The sequence below is a fragment of the Galbibacter marinus genome, from assembly GCF_000300875.1.
Classification (GTDB): domain Bacteria; phylum Bacteroidota; class Bacteroidia; order Flavobacteriales; family Flavobacteriaceae; genus Galbibacter; species Galbibacter marinus.
In genome coordinates this window covers 184,145-203,400 of the sequence record NZ_AMSG01000001.1, presented here as the reverse complement: position 1 = coordinate 203,400, position 19,256 = coordinate 184,145, and the positions used below count along the sequence as shown (strand labels likewise).

Below are 19,256 nucleotides of genomic sequence, written 5' to 3'. Positions count from 1 at the left end.
TAATTAGTAACTATATAAATTTTAAACTATGATTTTAGCTGGAATAGGAGCTGGATTAGCTGCAATCGCTGCAGGATTTGGTATCGGTAAAATTGGTGGAGCTGCAATGGATGCTATTGCACGTCAACCAGAAGCAGCTTCAAAAATTCAAACTGCTATGATTATTTCTGCTGCACTTATTGAGGGTGTTGCACTTTTCGCAGTAGTTGTTGCGCTAATTACAGCGTAATTTTTGAAAAATTAAGTCATGCTGTAACGGTTGGTTGCAGCATGATTTACTTTAAACATTAGAAACGTTATTTAATATTTTATATAATGAATATTACACATCCTGAAAGTTTAATATTTTGGTCGGTAATTGTTTTCGCTATTCTTTTTATTCTTCTTAGAAAGTATGCTTGGTCTCCTATTTTAGGAGCTGTTAGAGGTAGAGAAGAATCTATCAACAGAGCTTTAGATGCTGCTGATGATGCTCGTAAAGAAGTTGAAAACCTTAAAGCGGATAACGAAAAACTTCTTCAAGAGGCGCGTATTGAAAGAGACGCTATGCTTAAAGATGCTCGCGAGATCAAGGAAAGAATGATTGCTGAGGCAAAAGAAACCGCACAAACGCAAGCAGATAAGATTATCAAGCAAGCGCAAGTGGTTATAGAGGGTGAGAAGCAAGCAGCTGTTGTTGAATTGAAACAACAAGTAGCTAGCCTATCAGTTGAGATTGCTGAGAAAATTGTAAAAGGACAATTATCTGATCAAGAAAAGCAATTGAAATTGGTAGACACGATGTTGGATCAAGTGACTTTAAACTAGTATTATGAAAGGTACAAGAGCGGCAATTAGATATGCAAAAGCTGTACTGGCACACGCCAAGGAGCAACAAACTTTAGAGGTGGTTAACCAGGACATGAAGTCTATCTCTGCCACACTTAAACAGAGCTCTGATCTGCAGCATTTGCTTGAAAGTCCAGTGGTAAAACTTTCTGATAAAAAGGCTGTCTTAACTCAGGTTTTTTCTTCAACAAGTTCCACCACAGAAGGGTTGATTAATCTTTTAGTAGATAACAATCGTATTAACCTTATTGAAGCGATCGCTGAGAAATACAGTGAACTTTATGATGCCTTAAAAGGAGAACATAAAGCTATAGTTACCACGGCAGTACCTTTGTCAGGTGAATTAGAAAGCAAAGTATTGCTTAAAGTCCAGGAATTAACTGGTGGGAAAGCAAAACTAGAAAATAAAATTGACCCAACTATCATTGGTGGATTCATTTTGCGAGTAGGAGATTTACAATACAATGCAAGTGTGTCAAACCAATTGAATAATTTGAAAAGAGATTTAGTAAATAACTCTTACGTAGCACAATAATTGAAATAAAGGCAGGGTGTATCGCTAAAAAAGCATCCACAATTTAAATACTATAAAAGATGGCTGAAGTTAAAGCTGCTGAGGTATCAGCAATATTAAAAAAGCAACTATCAGGATTTGAAGCTAAAGCTTCATTGGACGAAGTAGGAACTGTACTCCAGATAGGGGATGGTATCGCTCGTGTGTATGGATTGTCCAATGCACAGTATGGAGAACTTGTTGAATTTGAAACAGGTTTAGAAGGAATGGTACTTAACCTAGAAGAAGATAATGTTGGGATTGTAATATTAGGGCCTTCCAAAGAAATTAAAGAAGGTGATACCGTAAAGCGTACCCAGCGAATCGCATCAGTTAAAGTTGGTGAAAAAATGGTGGGTCGTGTAGTAAACACTCTTGGACAGCCTATAGATGGTAAAGGTCCAATCGGAGGAGAGCTTTACGAAATGCCTTTAGAACGTAAAGCACCTGGAGTTATTTTCCGTCAACCTGTTACAGAGCCTTTACAAACTGGAATTAAGTCTGTTGATGCTATGATTCCTGTGGGTAGAGGACAACGTGAGTTGGTTATTGGTGACCGTCAAACTGGTAAAACAACAGTTTGTATCGATACCATTATCAATCAAAAAGAATTTTATGATGCTGGAGAGCCTGTATTTTGTATCTATGTTGCCATAGGTCAAAAAGCTTCTACAGTAGCGGCTATCGCTAAAACTCTTGAGGATAAAGGAGCACTTGCTTATACCGTAATTGTTGCGGCTAATGCTTCTGATCCTGCTCCAATGCAAGTGTATGCGCCATTCGCAGGTGCAGCAATTGGAGAGTATTTTAGAGATACTGGTCGCCCAGCACTTATTATATATGATGACTTATCTAAGCAAGCAGTTGCCTATAGAGAGGTTTCTTTGTTGCTTCGTAGACCACCAGGTCGTGAGGCATATCCTGGAGACGTTTTCTTCCTTCACTCAAGACTTTTGGAACGTGCAGCTAAAGTAATTGCTGATGACGATATCGCCAAGGAGATGAACGATCTCCCTGAGTCTTTAAAACCTATCGTAAAAGGTGGAGGTTCACTTACAGCACTTCCTATTATTGAAACTCAGGCTGGAGACGTTTCTGCTTATATTCCTACCAACGTAATTTCCATTACCGATGGTCAGATATTCTTGGAATCAGATTTATTTAACTCTGGGGTTAGACCAGCAATTAACGTTGGTATTTCTGTATCCCGTGTTGGAGGATCTGCTCAGATTAAATCCATGAAAAAAGTAGCAGGTACATTGAAACTTGACCAAGCACAGTTCCGTGAATTAGAAGCTTTTGCTAAGTTCGGTTCTGATTTGGATTCTGCGACAATGAATGTTATTGAAAAAGGAAAACGTAACGTTGAAATCCTTAAACAAGCTCAAAATGATCCTTACACTGTCGAAGATCAGGTTGCTATTATCTATGCAGGTTCTAAGAACCTCTTAAGAGATGTACCAGTTGAGAAAGTGAAGGAGTTTGAAAAAGACTATTTATCATTCCTTAATGCCAAGCACAGAGTGGTATTGGATACCTTAAAAGCAGGAAAACTGACAGATGAGGTAACTCAGACACTAACTCAAGTGGCTAAGGAACTTTCTCAAAAATATAAAGGGTAAATCATTTAAGGTTTAAGTATTCCAGGTCCTCCTGGAATACCTCGGCTTTAAAGGGAGACTCAATTCTTAATTTATAAGATGGCAAATTTAAAAGAAATACGGAACAGAATTACATCAGTGGGTTCAACCATGCAGATCACCAGTGCCATGAAAATGGTATCTGCTGCAAAGTTGAAAAAAGCCCAGGATGCTATTACTGCCATGAGGCCTTATGCAGATAAGCTTACTGAACTTTTACAAAGTGTAAGTGCGAGTCTTGAAGGGGATTCTGGTAGTGTATTCGCAGAGCAAAGAGATGTGAAAAATGTGTTGGTAGTGGCCATCACTTCCAATAGAGGATTGTGTGGTGCATTTAACACCAACGTGATTAAGCAGGCTTCTAAATTAGCTAATGAAACTTATGCTGATAAGAACGTGAGCTTTATGACAGTTGGGAAAAAAGGAAACGATATCTTAAGCAAGAAATACTATGTAATTCATAATAACAATAGTGTTTTTGATGATTTGACCTTTGAGAATGCTTCTGATATTACCCGTCGTTTGATGGAGGTTTATACCGAAGGAACTTACGATAAGATTCTTTTGGTTTACAACCACTTTAAAAATGCAGCTACTCAAATTGTTAAAACTGAAAACTTCCTACCTATTGAGCCAATTGAGCAGGAGGAATTATCAAATAGCGCTGCTGATTATATTTTCGAGCCTTCAAAAGTTGAAATCGTAGAGACCCTAATTCCTAAGTCACTTAAGACACAATTGTATAAAGCTGTTCGTGATTCCTTTGCCTCTGAGCACGGTGCGCGTATGACAGCAATGCACAAAGCAACTGATAATGCTAAGGAATTAAAATCGGAGCTCACCCTGACATACAATAAAGCACGTCAGGCTGCGATTACTAATGAGATACTAGAAATCGTTGGTGGAGCTGAAGCGCTTAATAATTAAATTGTAAGAGTCCTTAAGAGAGGATACTACATATCGATTACTATACTAAATCCGACTCTTTTTTAGAGTCGGATTTAGTGTTTTAGGGGTTAGATGATTTTTAAATTTAGCTGAGATGCGATTTGGTATCAAATTTGAAATTGTATCTTTAAATATTAAATCATTTTCGAGATGAAATATATTGCAAAATTACTGGCTTTAGGGGTAATGATTTTTGGGTTTTATGCATGTGGTAGTTCACAAAAACTCATGGAGAAACTTCCCTTTACCCATGGTGAGGTTCGAATTGAGCCATGGTCGGTCGGTGAGTCAAATACTCAAAAGGGTGTTAATATATACCTGCCTGTAACGAACCTTAACAACTCTGAGGTTGAGCTAGACAGCGTTTATTATAAGGGAATGGTGGCTTCATTGGAGCCTACTAAAAAAGATGATTATAATGTTTATATAGCTCGATTTATGGAATCTAAGCCTTCCAATATCATCCTACATGCTGATTCGAAAAAGGAATTTGGAAATACACCGCCAAAAGCACAGGTAGTTCCACCATTTGAAATTAACGATAATGAAGCATTACTAAGGTATACCCGTAATGGAAAAGCTCGTTATTTTAAGCTGTCTAATATAATTCCAGCTAGTGCGATTCATTATAGAGAATTACCGCCTTCTTTAAAATAGGAAGAAGCTTATTATAATTATGTACAACACAATTTTTTTAATTTACTAACACATTTAGGGCTTTGGGGGCGTTACAAAAACTGTTCAAACACACCTTTATATATGGATTAGCAACGGTGTTACCACGACTGTTAAGTTTTGTGTTAACTCGTCTCTATACAGATAAACTACCTACTGAAAACTATGGTATTTATGCTGCCCTTTTCGTATATCTAATGATCGGAAATGTCGTGCTTTCCTATGGAATGGAAACGGCGTTTTTCCGCTTTATGAATAAGGATCAATCCAAAGAAAAGGTACAATCTACCGCGCTTAGTTCCATTTTAATGACTGCTATAGGGTTTTTGGTGGTGGCTTACATTATGAAAGATTTTATTGCCTTTGTATTAGATTTCGATGTGCAGTTTATCGTTTATGGAATTTGGATATTATTTTTAGATGCTCTTTGTATCATCCCCTTTGCATGGATGCGAAACAATGAAATGCCCCTTCGGTATTCTTATATAAAGATTTTTAATGTGGTGGTGAATTTAGGGTTTAACCTATTCTTTTTCTTGGCGCTTACCCAGGTCTTAGCAACTTCAACATTCTTCGATACATGGGATTGGATTGTGTTTGATAATCAGGTACACTATATATTCATTGCTAATGTTATTGCGAGTCTGGTTACTTTTCTAATTGTTCTTCCGATGTACTTTAAAATTGGAATTCAATTTGATTTGGCAATATGGAAGAAAATGATTCGCTATGCTATTCCGGTACTTATTGCAGGGGTTGCCTATACAGTTAACGAAGGATTTGATAAGATTTTACTCAAGTATCTTCTACCAGAAGATGTGGCTGAAAAGACCGTTGGAATCTATGCGGCATGTTATAAACTAGGCGCCTTTATGACCTTATTTGTGACAGCATTTAAGCTCGGTGTGGAGCCTTTCTTTTTTAGCCATGCAAATTCTAAGAACTCCAAGTCAATCTATGCCGATACTACCTTGTATTTTACCATTTTTGGAACTTTCATTTTTTTATTTGTGGTTGCTTATTCTGATGTATTTAAATTAATACTCATACCTAACCCTGCTTATTGGGATGCCATTTGGATTGTTCCTTTTATATTACTGGCTAATCTATGTCTAGGTATTTATCACAACCTGTCGGTATGGTATAAAATTACAGACCGAACAAGTTTTGGTGCTTATGTTTCCCTCTTTGGAGCCTTTTTGACCCTTGGGCTGAACTTTTTGTTGATCCCTTTGATTAGCTTTAAAGGATCCGCCATTGCAACCCTGATTGCTTACAGTGCCATGATGCTTGTTTCGTATTACTATGGACAAAAAAATTACCCCATACCATACAACTTAAAGAAAATAGGAAGTTATCTAGGAGTTTCAATAGTATTCTCTGCGCTGAGTTTTTATGTATTTGATCGAAACATAGTTGTGGGAACCCTATTTGTTTTAGTATTTTTGGTTTTGATATATAAATTGGAAAATCAAGAACTCAAGCGACTCATACAATCGCTGCGTTCAAGAAAACAATCATAGTCTTTATGGAAATAAAAATCGTCAGTAAATCCCAACATGAGTTGCCGAGCTATGCCACGGCCGCCTCTGCTGGTATGGATTTAAGAGCTGAACTTGATCAGCCCGTTACTTTGAATCCTTTAGAGAGAGCCATTGTTAAAACAGGTCTATTTATAGAACTTCCTGTTGGATACGAAGCACAGGTTCGCCCGCGCAGTGGACTTGCCGCTAAACATGGTATTACTGTTTTGAATGCTCCAGGAACGATCGACGCAGATTACAGAGGAGAAATTGGAGTCATTCTAGTGAATCTTTCCAACGAGGCTTTTAGGGTGGAAAACGGTATGCGAATCGCTCAGTTAGTCATTGCAGCTCATCAGCACATTACATGGAATGTGGTCACTGAGCTTTCCGATAGTAATAGAGGTTCAGGAGGATTTGGAAGCACGGGAACCAAATAATGGCATAATAATTATCAAATTTTAAAGTTTTAGTATCAAAGTAAAGTATAATTGAAAATGAAAATAATAGTTCCTATGGCGGGACGCGGCTCCAGACTTCGTCCTCATACCTTAACTGTGCCAAAACCTTTAATCCCTATTGCAGGTAAACCAATTGTTCAAAGATTGGTTGAAGATATTGCTAAAGTCTTGGATCAAGAAATTGATGAAGTAGCCTTTATAATCAATGAGGATTTTGGTAAGCAGGTTGAAACTAACCTTTTAGCCATCGCCGAGCGTCTAAAAGCTAAAGGAAGTATTTATTATCAAGACAAACCACTTGGGACAGGACATGCTATTATGTGTGCTAAAGAAGCGCTTTCAGGCCCTTGTGTTATTGCCTATGCAGACACCTTATTTAAAGCAGATTTTAATTTAGACCAGAGTGCTGATAGTGTTATTTGGGTAAAACAAGTAGAGAATCCAGAAGCATTTGGAGTAGTGGATCTTAATGATCAAGGACACATCTCTGGACTGGTTGAAAAACCAGAAACCTATGTTTCTGATCTTGCTGTTATTGGTATATACTATTTTAAAAAAGGCGAAGAGCTCAGAGCTGAGCTTCAAAATGTTCTAGATGCCAATATTAAAAACGGTGGAGAATATCAAATCAACGATGGTATAAAGGCTTTAATGGCAAAAGGGAAGAAGTTTGTTCCTGGGAAGGTTGATCACTGGATGGACTGTGGGAATAAACAGGTCACCGTTGAGACAAATGGAAGAATCTTAGAATTTCTACAAACAGAAGACGAAAATCTCGTTGCCGATTCTGTACAATTTAACAATGCCACTATTATCCCCCCATGTTACATAGGGGAAGGTGTAGTGTTAAAGGATTCTACTATAGGGCCAAATGTTTCTATAGGTGATTACACCACAATAGAAAACTCCACAATCGCTGAGAGCTTAATACAGACCAATGCAAAAATTAAAAATGCTAAACTTTCTAACGCTATGATAGGAAATTTTGCGACTTTTGATGGTAACTTTACAAAGATCAGCATAGGGGATTATAGCGTATTGGACTAAGGTGGCTATTTGATCTGTAGAATGCTGTTGTAACGATCCAAACTCAAAAGAATCAAAATGGTACCAATTCGGTGTAAAATACTAGTGTTGTGTTTGTTTTTAACCGTTTCTGTTGGGTTTCCACAACAAGATGGCTTGAGTGCAGATTTGAGTGAGGAGGTGAACTCTGATGCTTTTCAGGAACATTTTTTTGAGGCTTTAAAGCAAAAGAGTATTGAAAATTATGACAGAGCCATTGTTGCATTGTTGGAATGTAAAAAGCTGCAAGTGGACAATGAGGTTGTGGACTATGAGCTCGGGTTAAATCATATGGAGCAAACTAATTACATCCTAGCCCAGCAACATTTTGAAGTTGCCGCAGCTTCAGATCCTTCTAATGTGTGGTATCAGGATGCTCTTTTAAACTGCTTAATCAAGCAGCATAATTATCACGCTGCTGTTTCGGTGGCTGAGGTGTTGCTAACAATGGACAATGATTATTACAAAACACTTGCTGATATTTATATAGAATTAGGAGAGGGAGGACAAGCAAAAAAAATTATAGTTAAAATGCTGGAAGAAGGTATCGATTTAGGTGCTGCAACTCAGCTGCAAACTAAGCTTCGTATGCGCGAGCAAACAAAAGCCATGTTAAAATCAGAGGAAAGTGTTACTAAATCTACCTCTAAGGCTTTGAATTCACCTACAGAGCAATATAAAAATCAGATTGAAATGCAGTTTGAGAAGACCGATTACCCTGAGGCATTGCATTTTAGTAGTGAAGCTATTGATAATTTTCCAACACAACCCATATTCTATTTGTATAAGGCACGGTCTTTAAATAAATTGCAAAATTATAAGATGGCAATTCAGATTCTAAAAGACGGACTGTCATATGTTCTTGATCCAGGTGAGATGGAAAAGAATTTTTATAAAGAATTTGTCGTGTCATATACGGCATTGGGAGATAAGCAGAAGGTAGACTACTACCAAGAAAAGATAAATAATTAGGAGCGCGGAAAAATGAAGAAATTTTCAAAGACATTAATTTACCTTGGAGTATTTGTGGCCATCTTGGCAAACTCTGCTTGTAAATCTAAAAATGTGCTTGTGGGTGGGGAAGTTAAAAGTGATTTACGCTCTGGCCGAATTATCGATAATCATTACGAAAATGATTTGGAATTTGATACCATGTCTGGACGGGTGAAAATTGATTATTCCGATGGGGAAAGCTCCCAAGGAGTGACTGTAAGTTTACGCATCAAAAAGGATGAAGTTATCTGGCTAAGTGCGCCACTTTCGGTTGTTAAAATCATGATTACACCAGAAAAAGTACAATTTTATAATAAATTAGACAACACCTATTTTGATGGTAATTATTCCTACCTTGAAGAATTACTCGGGACCAACCTCGATTTTCAGATGGTCCAAAACTTACTGTTAGGTCAGGCAGTTCTTGATTTAAGAGATCAGAAGTATTATGCAGCAGCGGTTAGCGATCAATACCAGCTCAAACCAGTTCAACAAAGCGCCTTATATAAAACATTGTTTTTACTAGAGCCTTCCAATTTTAAAATGACACTTCAACAAATATCTCAACCCTCTAAGAGTAGACTGTTGAGTATTACGTATAAAAATTATCAAAAGGTATCGGGTAAAATACTGCCTAATGAGATTGAAATTAAAGCTATCGATAGAAAGAACCTCAATCAAATTGACATCGAGTACAATAATGTGGTCTTTAATAGGCAGCTCAATTTCCCATTTAGTATTCCTAGTGGATTTAAACCTGTAGAACTGGACTCCTTATGAATAAACAGCGGTATTTAATCATAGGCGTACTCATGTTGAGTTTTTTCACCACTCAACAAGTCTTTGGTCAATCGGAGGAACAATTGGAGTTAGAGGCGCGTAAAGAGCGTTTACAAGAGGAGATTTCAAGGTTTAACGCATTGCTTTCTCAGAAAAAGAAAGAAAAAACCACCGTGCTAGAGGATGTCGAGGATTTGGATCGCAAAATCAGAATGCGCAAGGAGCTTATTAAAGTTACAAATGACCAAACGAATCTGCTCAATCGACAGATAAATAACAACATCAACAAAATCTCTAAATTAAGAGATGATCTAAAAGAATTAAAGGGCGATTATGCCGAAATGATCAAAAAATCTTTCCGGAGTAAATCCCAACAAAGCCGGATTATGTTTTTGTTGTCTTCTGAAGATTTTTTGCAAGCCTACAAGCGGATTCAGTACATGAAACAGTATACCAGCTTTAGGAAAGATCAAGCCGATCAAATCCAAAGTAAGACTACAGAACTTCAACAGCTCAACCAAGGACTCGTTGTGCAAAGGGAAGAGAAGGAATCCTTAATTGTAGAAAACAGAAAAGAACAGGAGGCATTGCAACGTGAACTCAATACCCAACAAGGATTGATTTCAAGTATAAAAGCCAAGGAGAACGAATATGCTTCACAGATTAGAGAACGTCAGAGAGAATCTGATGCGATAGATCGTCAGATTGATAAAATGATTCGAGATGCCATCGCTAAGGCCAATGCCAATAATAAAGAAACGACCGTTGAAAAGAGAGAAGCGGCATCCAAGTCATCCAACTTTGCTCTAACCGCAGAGGCTAAACTCATTGATGCAGACTTTAAATCAAACAAAGGTAAATTACCCTGGCCAGTTGAGAAAGGAATTGTCAAAATGCGTTATGGCAAACAACCTCACCCTATTGTAAGGTCAGTGACCATTCAAAGTAACGGAGTACGTATTGCGACTGAGGTCCATTCCAAAGCGCGTGCTATTTACAGAGGAAAAGTAATCGCCGTACAAGCCATAAAAGGCGGAAACAAAGCTGTTCTTGTCCAACATGGTAATTATATATCAGTGTACAATAATCTGAGCCGAGTTTACGTAAGTGAAGGTGATAAGGTCTCCACTAAGCAAGATTTAGGGGAGGTTTTTACCAGTCCTAGTACCAACGAAACCATCCTTAAATTCATGATATACGACAATACCAAAACGGATAATCCAGCTAACTGGATATATAGGATGTAACCTTAGTCTTAATCTACAAATAAGGCTTTGAGTTCTGTCGCCTCTTTCGGTTTCATTTTACCTGCTAGTACTAAACTGAGCTGTTTTCTTCTTAGGGCAGCATCAAAACGTTCATTTTCTAAATCGGTTTCAGGTACGATTGCAGGCACAGCTACTGGTTTACCCGTATCGTCAACCGCAACAAAGGTATAAATCGCCTCATTTGCTTTGGATCTATGGCCGTTTTCTCGATCCTCAATCCAAACATCTAGATAAATCTCCATGGAGCTATTAAAAGCTCTAGAAACACAAGCTTCAACTGTTACAACACTACCTAAAGGAATTGCACGATTAAATGCAACATGGTTCACCGAGGCTGTTACGGTTACTCTTCTAGAATGTCTTCGGGCGGCAATACTCGCTGCACGATCCATCCGAGCCAAGAGCTCCCCTCCAAAAAGGTTGTTTAAAGGATTGGTTTCACTTGGTAAAACCAAATCTGTCATGATGGTACGAGATTCCTTAGGTGTCTTTGCTTGCATGTGTGTTTTATATTTTGTGCAAAGATATCTGCAATTCTTTGAATTATATAAAATTTAACCAATAAAATTAACTTGTTCTTTGATTATTTTTCATAGAAAACACCATCGAGGAAGGCAATAATTTTTTTAATCGGAGTTATGGCATCCTCCCCAAAAGTATTGCCCAAAAACTCATTGCTTCCTGAATCCAAATAGGCGTGATTTCTTCCCTGATACTCCCAGTACTCTACCTGCTGTCCATGTTCTTTTAATGCGTCAACATAGGATTTGATAGAACTTGGTGTGGTGGTTTGATCCTCTGTCCCTACATGGCAGAATTGTGGTGGTAATTTCCGCTCGTTAGCCTTTGGTATGGTATAGATAGGGGAGGAAAGTTTATAATATTCTGGGTTTGAAGTTGGATTTATGTCACCTCCAAATATCGAACGTGCTTTAGCGCCGCCCATTTGCCAGAAAAAGTTTGATTCTTTTTCAAAACCGCCCATCGCCGTTGCATAGATGTCAACAGCAGGATAACTTAATACAGCCGCTTGTACCTCTAGGGTGTTATTTTCGATGAGCTGATCAATGGTTTTTCCCTCTGGAATATAAGTAGGGGTAAACCCAATTGGATCGCTATCAAAACTATTTGCTGAAAGATTCTGGGCTGCATTAACTACCATCGCAGCTAATTGACCACCAGCGCTATCGCCTGTAACGGCTATTTGATCAGGATTTCCTTTGTATTTTGCAATGTGGTCCTTGACCCAAAGTACTGCCCCCATTGCATCTTGTATAATTTCATTCATGGTGGTCGTATTGTCGTTAGCCGTTAAAAGGCGGTAATCCACATTACAAACCACGTAATTAGAGTTCGAAGCAATATATTGAGACATTTGATCCATGATGGATTTGTCATTAATCAGCCATCCACCCCCATGATAGATAATTAGAACAGGGTAGGATTCTTGTTGGCTATTTGGAGAATAAATATCCATGGTCAGGCTATATCCTTTAGGCTCAGCCCATAAAACATCAGAATGTAGGGTGTAATTCTCAGGGATGTTGTTTTGTCCAAATGAAATTAATGGAAGACAAAACACGAAAAGGTAAAGTAATTTTCTCATTGATTGATCGTCTTGGTTTTACACGAATATACATAATATTTTAAGAACCCTATAGATTAAATTACAGGTACTAAAAAGAGTTCTACTGTAATAATTTGAATAGAATGATATTTAATTATTTAAGGGTAAGGTGATTGTAAATAGAACTAATTTTGTTCTAATTCATCTACTAAAAGCCAGGCTTCCGAAGCTACAGTCCGCTTAATGGTTCTCAAGTATTCCAATGCCTGTGGAACGGTCGAAAAACTGGCATAGGTCACCTGATGAAGGCCGTATTTGTTTTTACCGATTCGCATTGCTTTATATCCTTGTTCTTTAAGCTCATCAACTTTTTTGTCTGCATTTTCTTCTACTCTAAATGCCCCTGCTACAATATGGTACTTAAGCGGCTCTTTTTTCACCTTCAGAGTTACTGATGGCATTTCTAGAGGGCTTGCATCAAAAAAGGTAGCTTGTTGGATGTTTCTTTCTATTTGCTGTTGTGCTTGAGTTTGAATCATTTGCATACGGTCGCTTCCCATCTCATTCATATAACGGTAACCCACTGTTCCTACTGACAAAGCTAAAAGAGCAACGGCTGCATATTTTAGGTACGATGGACTTTTTCTTCGCTCAGGAGTAAATGCGATTGGAACTTTTTCTTCTAGTTCTATAACCTCCTTCTTCATTTCTTCTCTGCGAACTGCAGGAGAAACAAATGAAGATAAACCAAATGAATCTGTCAAGTAGTTAATATGATAAGAAGGTTGAAAAAGCAATTTGCCTTCTTCATTAAGCCATAGACTTCCGATTCCACTTAATTCAAGCTTTTCCTCATTTTCAAGTGCAACCTTCCAGTTTGAAACCCCTGTGGAGAGCCTTTTAGAAGCCTCTTCATAGGATATTTTTAAAACATCAGCTAGATAGTTTGTCAACAAACCGTCATTGGATTGTAATTGTTCATTAAAAGAAACGGATTTTGAAGGTGGATAGAATGCATTGGTAGTTCCATGCACCTTTGCATTTTGATATTGAGTTAAAAATGCTCCGAATCCAGGTACGATGACACACTGGTACCTGTATAATAAATCGCTGATGTAATTTTCAATTCGCATAACACAAAGATGTAAAAAAATTGGATGTCTTGGCTCTATCTGCTCCTAAATTTATTAACAAAGCAGTTTTTTTTTCTTACAATCGATCTAGTAGCTTCGCCTTCATTTGGTTATGATTCTAGGAAGCTAATACCATATTTAATGCACTATAAGACAGCTTTTTAACTCTTGATCTAGATCTTGTAAAAAAGACAACCTATTGGTTGATAAGTATTTTGAATGTTTTAGTAACCCATTTTAGTCCTAACCTTTTTTAACACCCCATCAGCTACTAGTTTAGCCTTTTCAGCTCCAATAGCAAGGGCATCATCAATCTCATCTAAATGTTCCATGTAATAATTGAATTTCTCTCGTTGGGTTTTGAATTTTTCTAAAATTAATTCATAAAGCTCCTGTTTTGCGTGACCATAACCGAAACCACCTGCAAGATATTTTTCGCGCATTTGTTTAATTTGGTCAACATCTGCTAATAGTTTATATAGCCCAAAGACATTACAACTATCAGGATTCTTAGGCTCTTCCAATGGCGTACTGTCAGTCTCAATACTCATGACCTGTTTGCGCAAGGCCTTATCGGATAAGAATATGTTGATGGTATTGTTTCTAGACTTACTCATCTTATGCCCATCAGTACCTGGGATATATTGTGTTTCTTGTTGTACTTTACCTTCTGGAATAACGAAAATTTCACCTAGTTGTGCATTAATTCTAGAGGCTACATCCCTGGTGATTTCAATATGTTGCATTTGATCTTTTCCCACTGGAACAATTTCAGCATCGTAAAGTAATATGTCTGCTGCCATGAGCATAGGGTAGGTAAACAACCCGGCGTTTACGTCCTCCAAACGGTCAGCCTTATCCTTAAAGGAATGCGCCAATGTGAGACGTTGAAATGGAAAATAACAGCTTAAATACCAGGTGAGTTCTGTGGTTTGTGGAACATCACTCTGTCTGTAGAATACAACCTTTTCGATATCCAATCCACATGCTAACCATGCTGCAGCTACACCGTAAGTATTGGCCTTTAGAGTGGCTCCGTCTTTGATTTGAGTCAAGGAATGTAAATCAGCTATAAAAAGGTATGAATCGTTCTGGGATTGTTGAGCCAACTCAATAGCTGGTATGATCGCTCCAAGTAGATTCCCTAAATGAGGTGTTCCTGTACTTTGAATTCCAGTAAGTATTCTTGCCATTATTTTATTCTTTTTAAATATCGTAATTGTAATGGTAGTTGTCTTTAGGTTGATTCCTTTAAAAGGCTTCCCATGAGTGAAGCTATTTTAAGTTTTTTGCCTTCAAGGCACCCACGATACAAAGGTAGGGTGTTTTGTAAAAAGTAAATAACAAATGTTTACTTTTGGTTCATGATAAAATTTCTGTTGGCTACTTTACAGTTATTGTATAGGATATGGTTTTATATTTTGGTTAGTATACCAATTGTTATATTATTTCCGATACTTATTTTGTTAACCTCAAGTGAGCGCTTCTATCCTCAGTTCTTCTGGGTCGCTAGAAATATCTGGGCAACTATTATACTATACGGTATGTTTTTTATTCCAACGGTAAGGCGCCAAGAACCCTTGGAAAAGGGGAAGAGTTATATGTTGGTGGCTAACCACACCTCTATGATGGATATTATGATGATGCTAAAAGTATCAAAGAACCCTTTTGTATTTGTGGGCAAGCAAGAATTGGCTAAAATCCCGCTTTTTGGATTTTTCTATAAACGAGTGTGTATTCTGGTAGATAGAAGTTCACCCCAGAGTCGAACTTTGGTATATAAAAGAGCTCAAAGAAGGTTAAATCAAGGCTTGAGTATTTGTATTTTTCCTGAAGGAGGCGTTCCAGATGATAGTTCCATTGTTCTAGATAGTTTTAAAGATGGCGCTTTTAAATTGGCTATAGCCCATCAAATTCCAATTGTTCCCGTTACGTTTTTAGATAATAAAAAGCGTTTTTCTTACGAGTTTTTTAGTGGATCACCAGGAAGAATGAGAGCGGTCGTAATGCCCTTTATTAAAACTCAGAATATGGATGTAAAACACTCAGAGACACTTAAACAAAGCACAAGATCACTTATATTATCTGCGCTTCAAAAGCGCAATAGTAAATGATTTTGCTTAGAAGCTAAAGCTGAGTCCAGTATACACTCCTAACATATAGGGTGAAAATCCACCATCATCTGAAGAAAAGGTTCCCATTTGATACTTAAACATGGGTTCTAAGTTGAAAAGTAATTTCTCGGAGAATTGGTAGTCCAATCCAATTCCAATATTGGTACTGAAACTAGTGTCGTTTAAGTTACTAGCCTCACCAACTTCGGATTTTAAATTGTTATTACTGCTGATGATTACTTTATTGTCCGTTAAAAATAAGGAGCTAAATCCTCCAATTATATTTACCCCGACTTTGGTGTCAACCAATCGGTATTTTAATTCTAAAGGGATTTCTAAATATCCAAATTTTTGATTGATACTTCCTTGGTGAGTATTCTCAGACCTCGCTTGTAATTCACTATCTTCATTGTATAATGGGGACTTCCCATCAGAGAGAGCGATGTTAGGTTGTTGGGGTGCACCTGCAGGGGCATTGTTGAATCTTACATTGAGCTGGTGTCCTTTGGTGCTACTTATGGCAGGTCCAAACTCAATGCCGTCTGTGGCATAACCCATATCAACAGAGTTAAGACCAGAACGAATGCTGAGCCTTTTACTTATTTGATAGGCGATATTTACCCCAAAGCTAATGGTGACATCTCCCTGTTTAGAATTCTCTGCAAACTGCTGACTCAGTGGAGAACCTTCACTTAAGGAATTGTAATATACTGGAGCCACATTAGGTTGAACTGACCAGCGAAGATCGCGTTTGTTGTTTTCGTTAGAAGCTAAGGCGTCTTGCTTGGATTTCTCCATCTCCTTAATGGCCTCTAATATAGATGGTTTGTCTAAGTTGTCTTCTTCTTTTTCCTTAGCGGACTCATCGACTTGTGCCCAACTACTATCCTCTGAAATGTTATTTAATTCTTTTGGTCGCTGACCTGTGCTTGGATCTTTTATGTCTTTTTTATCAGGATTTTGATTTGTCTTCTGTTCCCCTTGTGCTAAAGCTTGGTCTGTGGCGATTTGATCCTTGTTCTGCTGTTTTTTTCCTAATGATGAGTTATAAGTGTCATCATTATCTGATTTGGTCTGAGCAACACCTTGCAGGCTTGTTGACTCTTGGGTTGGATGGATTTCTTCTGCTGGTCTTAGGCTTCTATTGGTATCTTGATCTTTAGTTGTTGAAGGGGTTTGGTTATCCTGATCATTAGCAACCACAGATTCTTGTGACTGGCCGGTGGAGGTACTATCTTTGGTGTTAGTTTCTGTGACGCTTTGAATGCCACTGGGGATCTCTGGATTAAGGAATAAGTTTCCAGTCCACAAAACACCAGCTAATAGTGCGGCAGCTCCTGCAATTTTCCACCAAAGTGGAATCACTTTTCTGTTAGTGCCTTTTTTGCTCAGGGACTGATCGATCTTACCCCAGATGTGCTCTGGTGAATCAGCCTCAAAGTTTTTAAACTTTTCCTGAAAAAAGCGTTCTATGTTTTTTCTTTCGTCCATTTTACTACATACATAGCGGGTGACTAAATAGTTTGAACCCTGTTGTTATCCCTTCCTTCAATTTTATTTCTTAGGGCCATTTTTGCCCTAGCTAAATTCGATTTCGATGTTCCCTCTGATATATCCAGCATGGTCGCAATTTCTTTATGGGAATACCCATCTAGGACATAGAGGTTAAAAGTCAGTCTGTATCTATCAGGTAAACTCTGTATGATACCTAATAGATAATCCAGACTATATTCTTCTTGCTGTTCTGTTGAAACATTGATGTCTTCTTCCAGATTGTATGGAAGGCTGTCAAAAGTTCCTTGTTTGCGATATTTTTGAAGAACCGTATTTACGGTAATTCTTTTGATCCATCCCTCGAAGGATCCTTTGTAACTATAGCCATTAATTTTTTCAAAAATGGTCATGAAACTATCGTGCAGATTGTCTTCTGCCTCGGTAGCATTACGAGAATATTTAAGGCAAATGCTATAAAGTTTGTTACTAAATAGCTTGTATAATTTTTCTTGTGCCTTTCTATCCTGTGCCTTACATTGTTCTATGAGTTGTTCTAAACTCACTAATTATACTGGCTTGATTTAATAATGTTAGCTTGTTTGATCCCAGATGTTCTAGTAGAATCTTGAGCTACTGGAACTTCGATGGTAATATACTGCTTTTCTCCATCTTCGTTATCACCTGAATAAAATTTAAAGGTATAGGGATCGTTATAACGTACCTCAAAGTTAAAAGTTGCAGTACCAATATTGTCCTCAGTGAGCTCTTGACAATCAGTCTGATCTAAAACAGCACCAATGGCATAAATAGTACGCTCTGTCTTATCGGTTTTTTGAAAATCAAAACCTTCATAATAGTGACAGTTGGTAGGTCTTAAGTAATTAAATTCAACGGTATATAATTTACCGTATTCAAATGCTTCAGGTAATTTCGCATCTGTAATTTCAAGAGTTTCGTAATGGAAATTAGTATTGTCATCATCTACATCGCAAGAGCTTGCCACTACGAGTGTTACCAATAATAGGATTGAATTAAAAATCTTCATCATCTGCTTTATTAAGTTATACACTTAAGATGCGATTTTAAGATGAGGGTTGCGCATGGGATAAAAAAAATCCCAGATTGCTCTGGGATTTCTACAAATCAGTTAGGTTGTTGATTAGTTACTGATTGTGTTTATTGCGTCTTTTATCTTGACTTCCAGTTCTTCTAAAAGCTCTGGGTTGTCTTGAAGTATAACTTTCACTGCATCACGTCCTTGGCCAAGTTTGGTGTCTCCATAACTAAACCAAGATCCACTTTTTTTGATAATTTCATATTCAACTCCTAAGTCGAGAATTTCCCCAATACGAGAGATTCCAGCACCATACATAATATCGAACTCAGTGGTTTTAAATGGAGGAGCTACTTTGTTTTTCACCACTTTAACTCTGGTTTTATTACCAGAAGCCTCACCGTCATTACCTTTAATTTGAGTAGATCGTCTAATATCCAATCTAACAGAGGCATAGAATTTTAAAGCATTACCTCCAGTGGTGGTTTCAGGGTTCCCGAACATCACCCCAATCTTTTCACGTAACTGGTTGATGAAAATCACAGTGGATTTTGTTTTACTAATACTAGATGTTAACTTTCGTAAAGCCTGCGACATTAACCTTGCGTGTAATCCCATTTTAGAATCACCCATTTCTCCCTCAATTTCACTCTTTGGAGTTAATGCTGCAACTGAGTCAATAATGACAATATCGATGGCTCCTGAACGAATTAAGTTATCGGCGATTTCTAATGCTTGCTCCCCGTGATCTGGTTGTGAAATAATTAGGTTGTCTATATCAACACCTAGTTTTTCTGCATAAAACCTATCAAAGGCATGCTCTGCATCAATAAACGCTGCGATTCCACCTGCTTTTTGTGCCTCTGCAATGGCATGCAGGGTAAGGGTAGTTTTACCGGATGATTCAGGACCATATATTTCAATAACCCTTCCGCGGGGATAACCTCCTACACCTAATGCAATATCCAAACCGATAGAACCAGTAGGGATTACCTCAACATCTTCAACAACACTGTCACCCATTTTCATAACTGCGCCCTTACCATAAGTCTTATCTAACTTATCAAGGGTAAGTTTGAGTGCTTTTAACTTTGCATCTTTTTCCGAACTCATTTTCTCTTAAATCTTAAAATTTGATAGCTGCTAAAATACTATTTCTT

21 protein-coding genes are annotated in these 19,256 nt (G+C 37.7%); 13 read left to right on the top strand and 8 right to left on the bottom strand.

All coding sequences use genetic code 11. The features are described from left to right. Positions 1–28: 28 nt before the first annotated feature. From atpE to I215_RS00905, 12 genes are all read left to right on the top strand, one after another. Positions 29–229, top strand: coding sequence for an ATP synthase F0 subunit C (gene atpE / locus I215_RS00960; RefSeq protein ID WP_008990070.1), 201 nt, complete (start codon positions 29–31; stop codon positions 227–229). 86 nt (positions 230–315) lie between these two features. Further along, positions 316–807 carry a F0F1 ATP synthase subunit B gene (locus I215_RS00955; protein ID WP_008990069.1) on the top strand — a complete coding sequence of 164 codons (492 nt, stop codon included), beginning with the start codon at positions 316–318 and terminating at the stop codon, positions 805–807. A 4-nt stretch (positions 808–811) separates the two neighbouring features. Next, positions 812–1,363 carry an ATP synthase F1 subunit delta gene (gene atpH, locus I215_RS00950; RefSeq protein WP_008990068.1) on the top strand — a complete coding sequence of 184 codons (552 nt, stop codon included), beginning with the start codon at positions 812–814 and terminating at the stop codon, positions 1,361–1,363. 59 nt (positions 1,364–1,422) lie between these two features. Continuing rightward, positions 1,423–3,003 carry a F0F1 ATP synthase subunit alpha gene (atpA, locus tag I215_RS00945; protein ID WP_008990067.1) on the top strand — a complete coding sequence of 527 codons (1,581 nt, stop codon included), beginning with the start codon at positions 1,423–1,425 and terminating at the stop codon, positions 3,001–3,003. A 78-nt stretch (positions 3,004–3,081) separates the two neighbouring features. After that, the gene (gene atpG, locus I215_RS00940; protein WP_008990066.1) at positions 3,082–3,948 is read left to right on the top strand and encodes an ATP synthase F1 subunit gamma; all 867 of its coding nucleotides are present in this window, start codon (positions 3,082–3,084) and stop codon (positions 3,946–3,948) included. A gap of 171 nt (positions 3,949–4,119) precedes the next feature. Then, on the top strand, positions 4,120–4,626 hold the full coding sequence (locus tag I215_RS00935) for a hypothetical protein (RefSeq protein WP_008990065.1): 507 nt from the start codon (positions 4,120–4,122) through the stop codon (positions 4,624–4,626). Between the two features lie 62 nt (positions 4,627–4,688). After that, positions 4,689–6,167, top strand: coding sequence for an oligosaccharide flippase family protein (locus I215_RS00930; RefSeq protein ID WP_008990064.1), 1,479 nt, complete (start codon positions 4,689–4,691; stop codon positions 6,165–6,167). Between the two features lie 5 nt (positions 6,168–6,172). Continuing rightward, positions 6,173–6,607, top strand: coding sequence for a dUTP diphosphatase (dut, locus tag I215_RS00925; protein WP_008990063.1), 435 nt, complete (start codon positions 6,173–6,175; stop codon positions 6,605–6,607). Between the two features lie 57 nt (positions 6,608–6,664). Further along, positions 6,665–7,675, top strand: coding sequence for a sugar phosphate nucleotidyltransferase (locus I215_RS00920; RefSeq protein WP_008990062.1), 1,011 nt, complete (start codon positions 6,665–6,667; stop codon positions 7,673–7,675). Between the two features lie 57 nt (positions 7,676–7,732). Then, a complete protein-coding gene (locus I215_RS00915) occupies positions 7,733–8,665 on the top strand; it encodes a tetratricopeptide repeat protein (protein ID WP_156800157.1) in 933 nt (310 codons plus the stop codon). Between the two features lie 12 nt (positions 8,666–8,677). After that, entirely contained in the window at positions 8,678–9,466 is a 789-nt protein-coding gene (locus tag I215_RS00910) for a DUF4292 domain-containing protein (RefSeq protein WP_008990060.1), read from the top strand. Continuing rightward, a complete protein-coding gene (locus tag I215_RS00905) occupies positions 9,463–10,713 on the top strand; it encodes a murein hydrolase activator EnvC family protein (protein ID WP_008990059.1) in 1,251 nt (416 codons plus the stop codon). The genes I215_RS00910 and I215_RS00905 overlap by 4 nt, the downstream gene beginning before the upstream one ends. An 8-nt stretch (positions 10,714–10,721) precedes the next feature. Here the strand turns inward: I215_RS00905 and I215_RS00900 are convergent, their stop codons facing one another. From I215_RS00900 to trpS, 4 genes are all read right to left on the bottom strand, one after another. After that, complete coding sequence (locus I215_RS00900) at positions 10,722–11,234, bottom strand: acyl-CoA thioesterase (RefSeq protein ID WP_008990058.1); 513 nt, start codon at positions 11,232–11,234, stop codon at positions 10,722–10,724. 83 nt (positions 11,235–11,317) lie between these two features. Beyond that, positions 11,318–12,340: an alpha/beta hydrolase gene (locus I215_RS00895; protein WP_008990057.1), complete on the bottom strand. Its 1,023-nt coding sequence runs from the start codon at positions 12,338–12,340 to the stop codon at positions 11,318–11,320. 146 nt (positions 12,341–12,486) lie between these two features. Further along, complete coding sequence (locus I215_RS00890) at positions 12,487–13,434, bottom strand: HU domain-containing protein (protein WP_008990056.1); 948 nt, start codon at positions 13,432–13,434, stop codon at positions 12,487–12,489. A 224-nt stretch (positions 13,435–13,658) separates the two neighbouring features. Next, positions 13,659–14,627 (bottom strand): tryptophan--tRNA ligase, encoded by a 969-nt coding sequence (gene trpS / locus I215_RS00885; RefSeq protein WP_008990055.1) that lies wholly within the window; start codon positions 14,625–14,627, stop codon positions 13,659–13,661. A gap of 171 nt (positions 14,628–14,798) precedes the next feature. Here trpS and I215_RS00880 point away from each other — a divergent pair, with 171 nt between their 5' ends. Beyond that, positions 14,799–15,548: a lysophospholipid acyltransferase family protein gene (locus tag I215_RS00880; RefSeq protein WP_008990054.1), complete on the top strand. Its 750-nt coding sequence runs from the start codon at positions 14,799–14,801 to the stop codon at positions 15,546–15,548. A 6-nt stretch (positions 15,549–15,554) separates the two neighbouring features. Here the strand turns inward: I215_RS00880 and I215_RS00875 are convergent, their stop codons facing one another. From I215_RS00875 to recA, 4 genes are all read right to left on the bottom strand, one after another. Beyond that, on the bottom strand, positions 15,555–17,039 hold the full coding sequence (locus I215_RS00875; RefSeq protein ID WP_008990053.1) for an outer membrane beta-barrel protein: 1,485 nt from the start codon (positions 17,037–17,039) through the stop codon (positions 15,555–15,557). Between the two features lie 23 nt (positions 17,040–17,062). Further along, positions 17,063–17,605, bottom strand: coding sequence for an RNA polymerase sigma factor (locus tag I215_RS00870; RefSeq protein WP_008990052.1), 543 nt, complete (start codon positions 17,603–17,605; stop codon positions 17,063–17,065). Continuing rightward, positions 17,605–18,090: a hypothetical protein gene (locus I215_RS00865; protein WP_156800156.1), complete on the bottom strand. Its 486-nt coding sequence runs from the start codon at positions 18,088–18,090 to the stop codon at positions 17,605–17,607. Before I215_RS00865 ends, I215_RS00870 begins: the two co-directional genes overlap by 1 nt. A gap of 111 nt (positions 18,091–18,201) precedes the next feature. Continuing rightward, positions 18,202–19,209 (bottom strand): recombinase RecA, encoded by a 1,008-nt coding sequence (gene recA, locus I215_RS00860; RefSeq protein ID WP_008990050.1) that lies wholly within the window; start codon positions 19,207–19,209, stop codon positions 18,202–18,204. Positions 19,210–19,256: the final 47 nt, after the last annotated feature.

Coding starts and splice junctions, on each gene's coding strand:
- atpE (WP_008990070.1), top strand. CDS start 29: ATGATTTTAGCTGGAATAGGAGCTGGATTAGCTGCAATCGCTGCAGGA.
- I215_RS00955 (WP_008990069.1), top strand. CDS start 316: ATGAATATTACACATCCTGAAAGTTTAATATTTTGGTCGGTAATTGTT.
- atpH (WP_008990068.1), top strand. CDS start 812: ATGAAAGGTACAAGAGCGGCAATTAGATATGCAAAAGCTGTACTGGCA.
- atpA (WP_008990067.1), top strand. CDS start 1,423: ATGGCTGAAGTTAAAGCTGCTGAGGTATCAGCAATATTAAAAAAGCAA.
- atpG (WP_008990066.1), top strand. CDS start 3,082: ATGGCAAATTTAAAAGAAATACGGAACAGAATTACATCAGTGGGTTCA.
- I215_RS00935 (WP_008990065.1), top strand. CDS start 4,120: ATGAAATATATTGCAAAATTACTGGCTTTAGGGGTAATGATTTTTGGG.
- dut (WP_008990063.1), top strand. CDS start 6,173: ATGGAAATAAAAATCGTCAGTAAATCCCAACATGAGTTGCCGAGCTAT.
- I215_RS00920 (WP_008990062.1), top strand. CDS start 6,665: ATGAAAATAATAGTTCCTATGGCGGGACGCGGCTCCAGACTTCGTCCT.
- I215_RS00915 (WP_156800157.1), top strand. CDS start 7,733: ATGGTACCAATTCGGTGTAAAATACTAGTGTTGTGTTTGTTTTTAACC.
- I215_RS00910 (WP_008990060.1), top strand. CDS start 8,678: ATGAAGAAATTTTCAAAGACATTAATTTACCTTGGAGTATTTGTGGCC.
- I215_RS00905 (WP_008990059.1), top strand. CDS start 9,463: ATGAATAAACAGCGGTATTTAATCATAGGCGTACTCATGTTGAGTTTT.
- I215_RS00900 (WP_008990058.1), bottom strand. CDS start 11,234: ATGCAAGCAAAGACACCTAAGGAATCTCGTACCATCATGACAGATTTG.
- I215_RS00895 (WP_008990057.1), bottom strand. CDS start 12,340: ATGAGAAAATTACTTTACCTTTTCGTGTTTTGTCTTCCATTAATTTCA.
- I215_RS00890 (WP_008990056.1), bottom strand. CDS start 13,434: ATGCGAATTGAAAATTACATCAGCGATTTATTATACAGGTACCAGTGT.
- trpS (WP_008990055.1), bottom strand. CDS start 14,627: ATGGCAAGAATACTTACTGGAATTCAAAGTACAGGAACACCTCATTTA.
- I215_RS00880 (WP_008990054.1), top strand. CDS start 14,799: ATGATAAAATTTCTGTTGGCTACTTTACAGTTATTGTATAGGATATGG.
- I215_RS00875 (WP_008990053.1), bottom strand. CDS start 17,039: ATGGACGAAAGAAAAAACATAGAACGCTTTTTTCAGGAAAAGTTTAAA.
- I215_RS00865 (WP_156800156.1), bottom strand. CDS start 18,090: ATGATGAAGATTTTTAATTCAATCCTATTATTGGTAACACTCGTAGTG.
- recA (WP_008990050.1), bottom strand. CDS start 19,209: ATGAGTTCGGAAAAAGATGCAAAGTTAAAAGCACTCAAACTTACCCTT.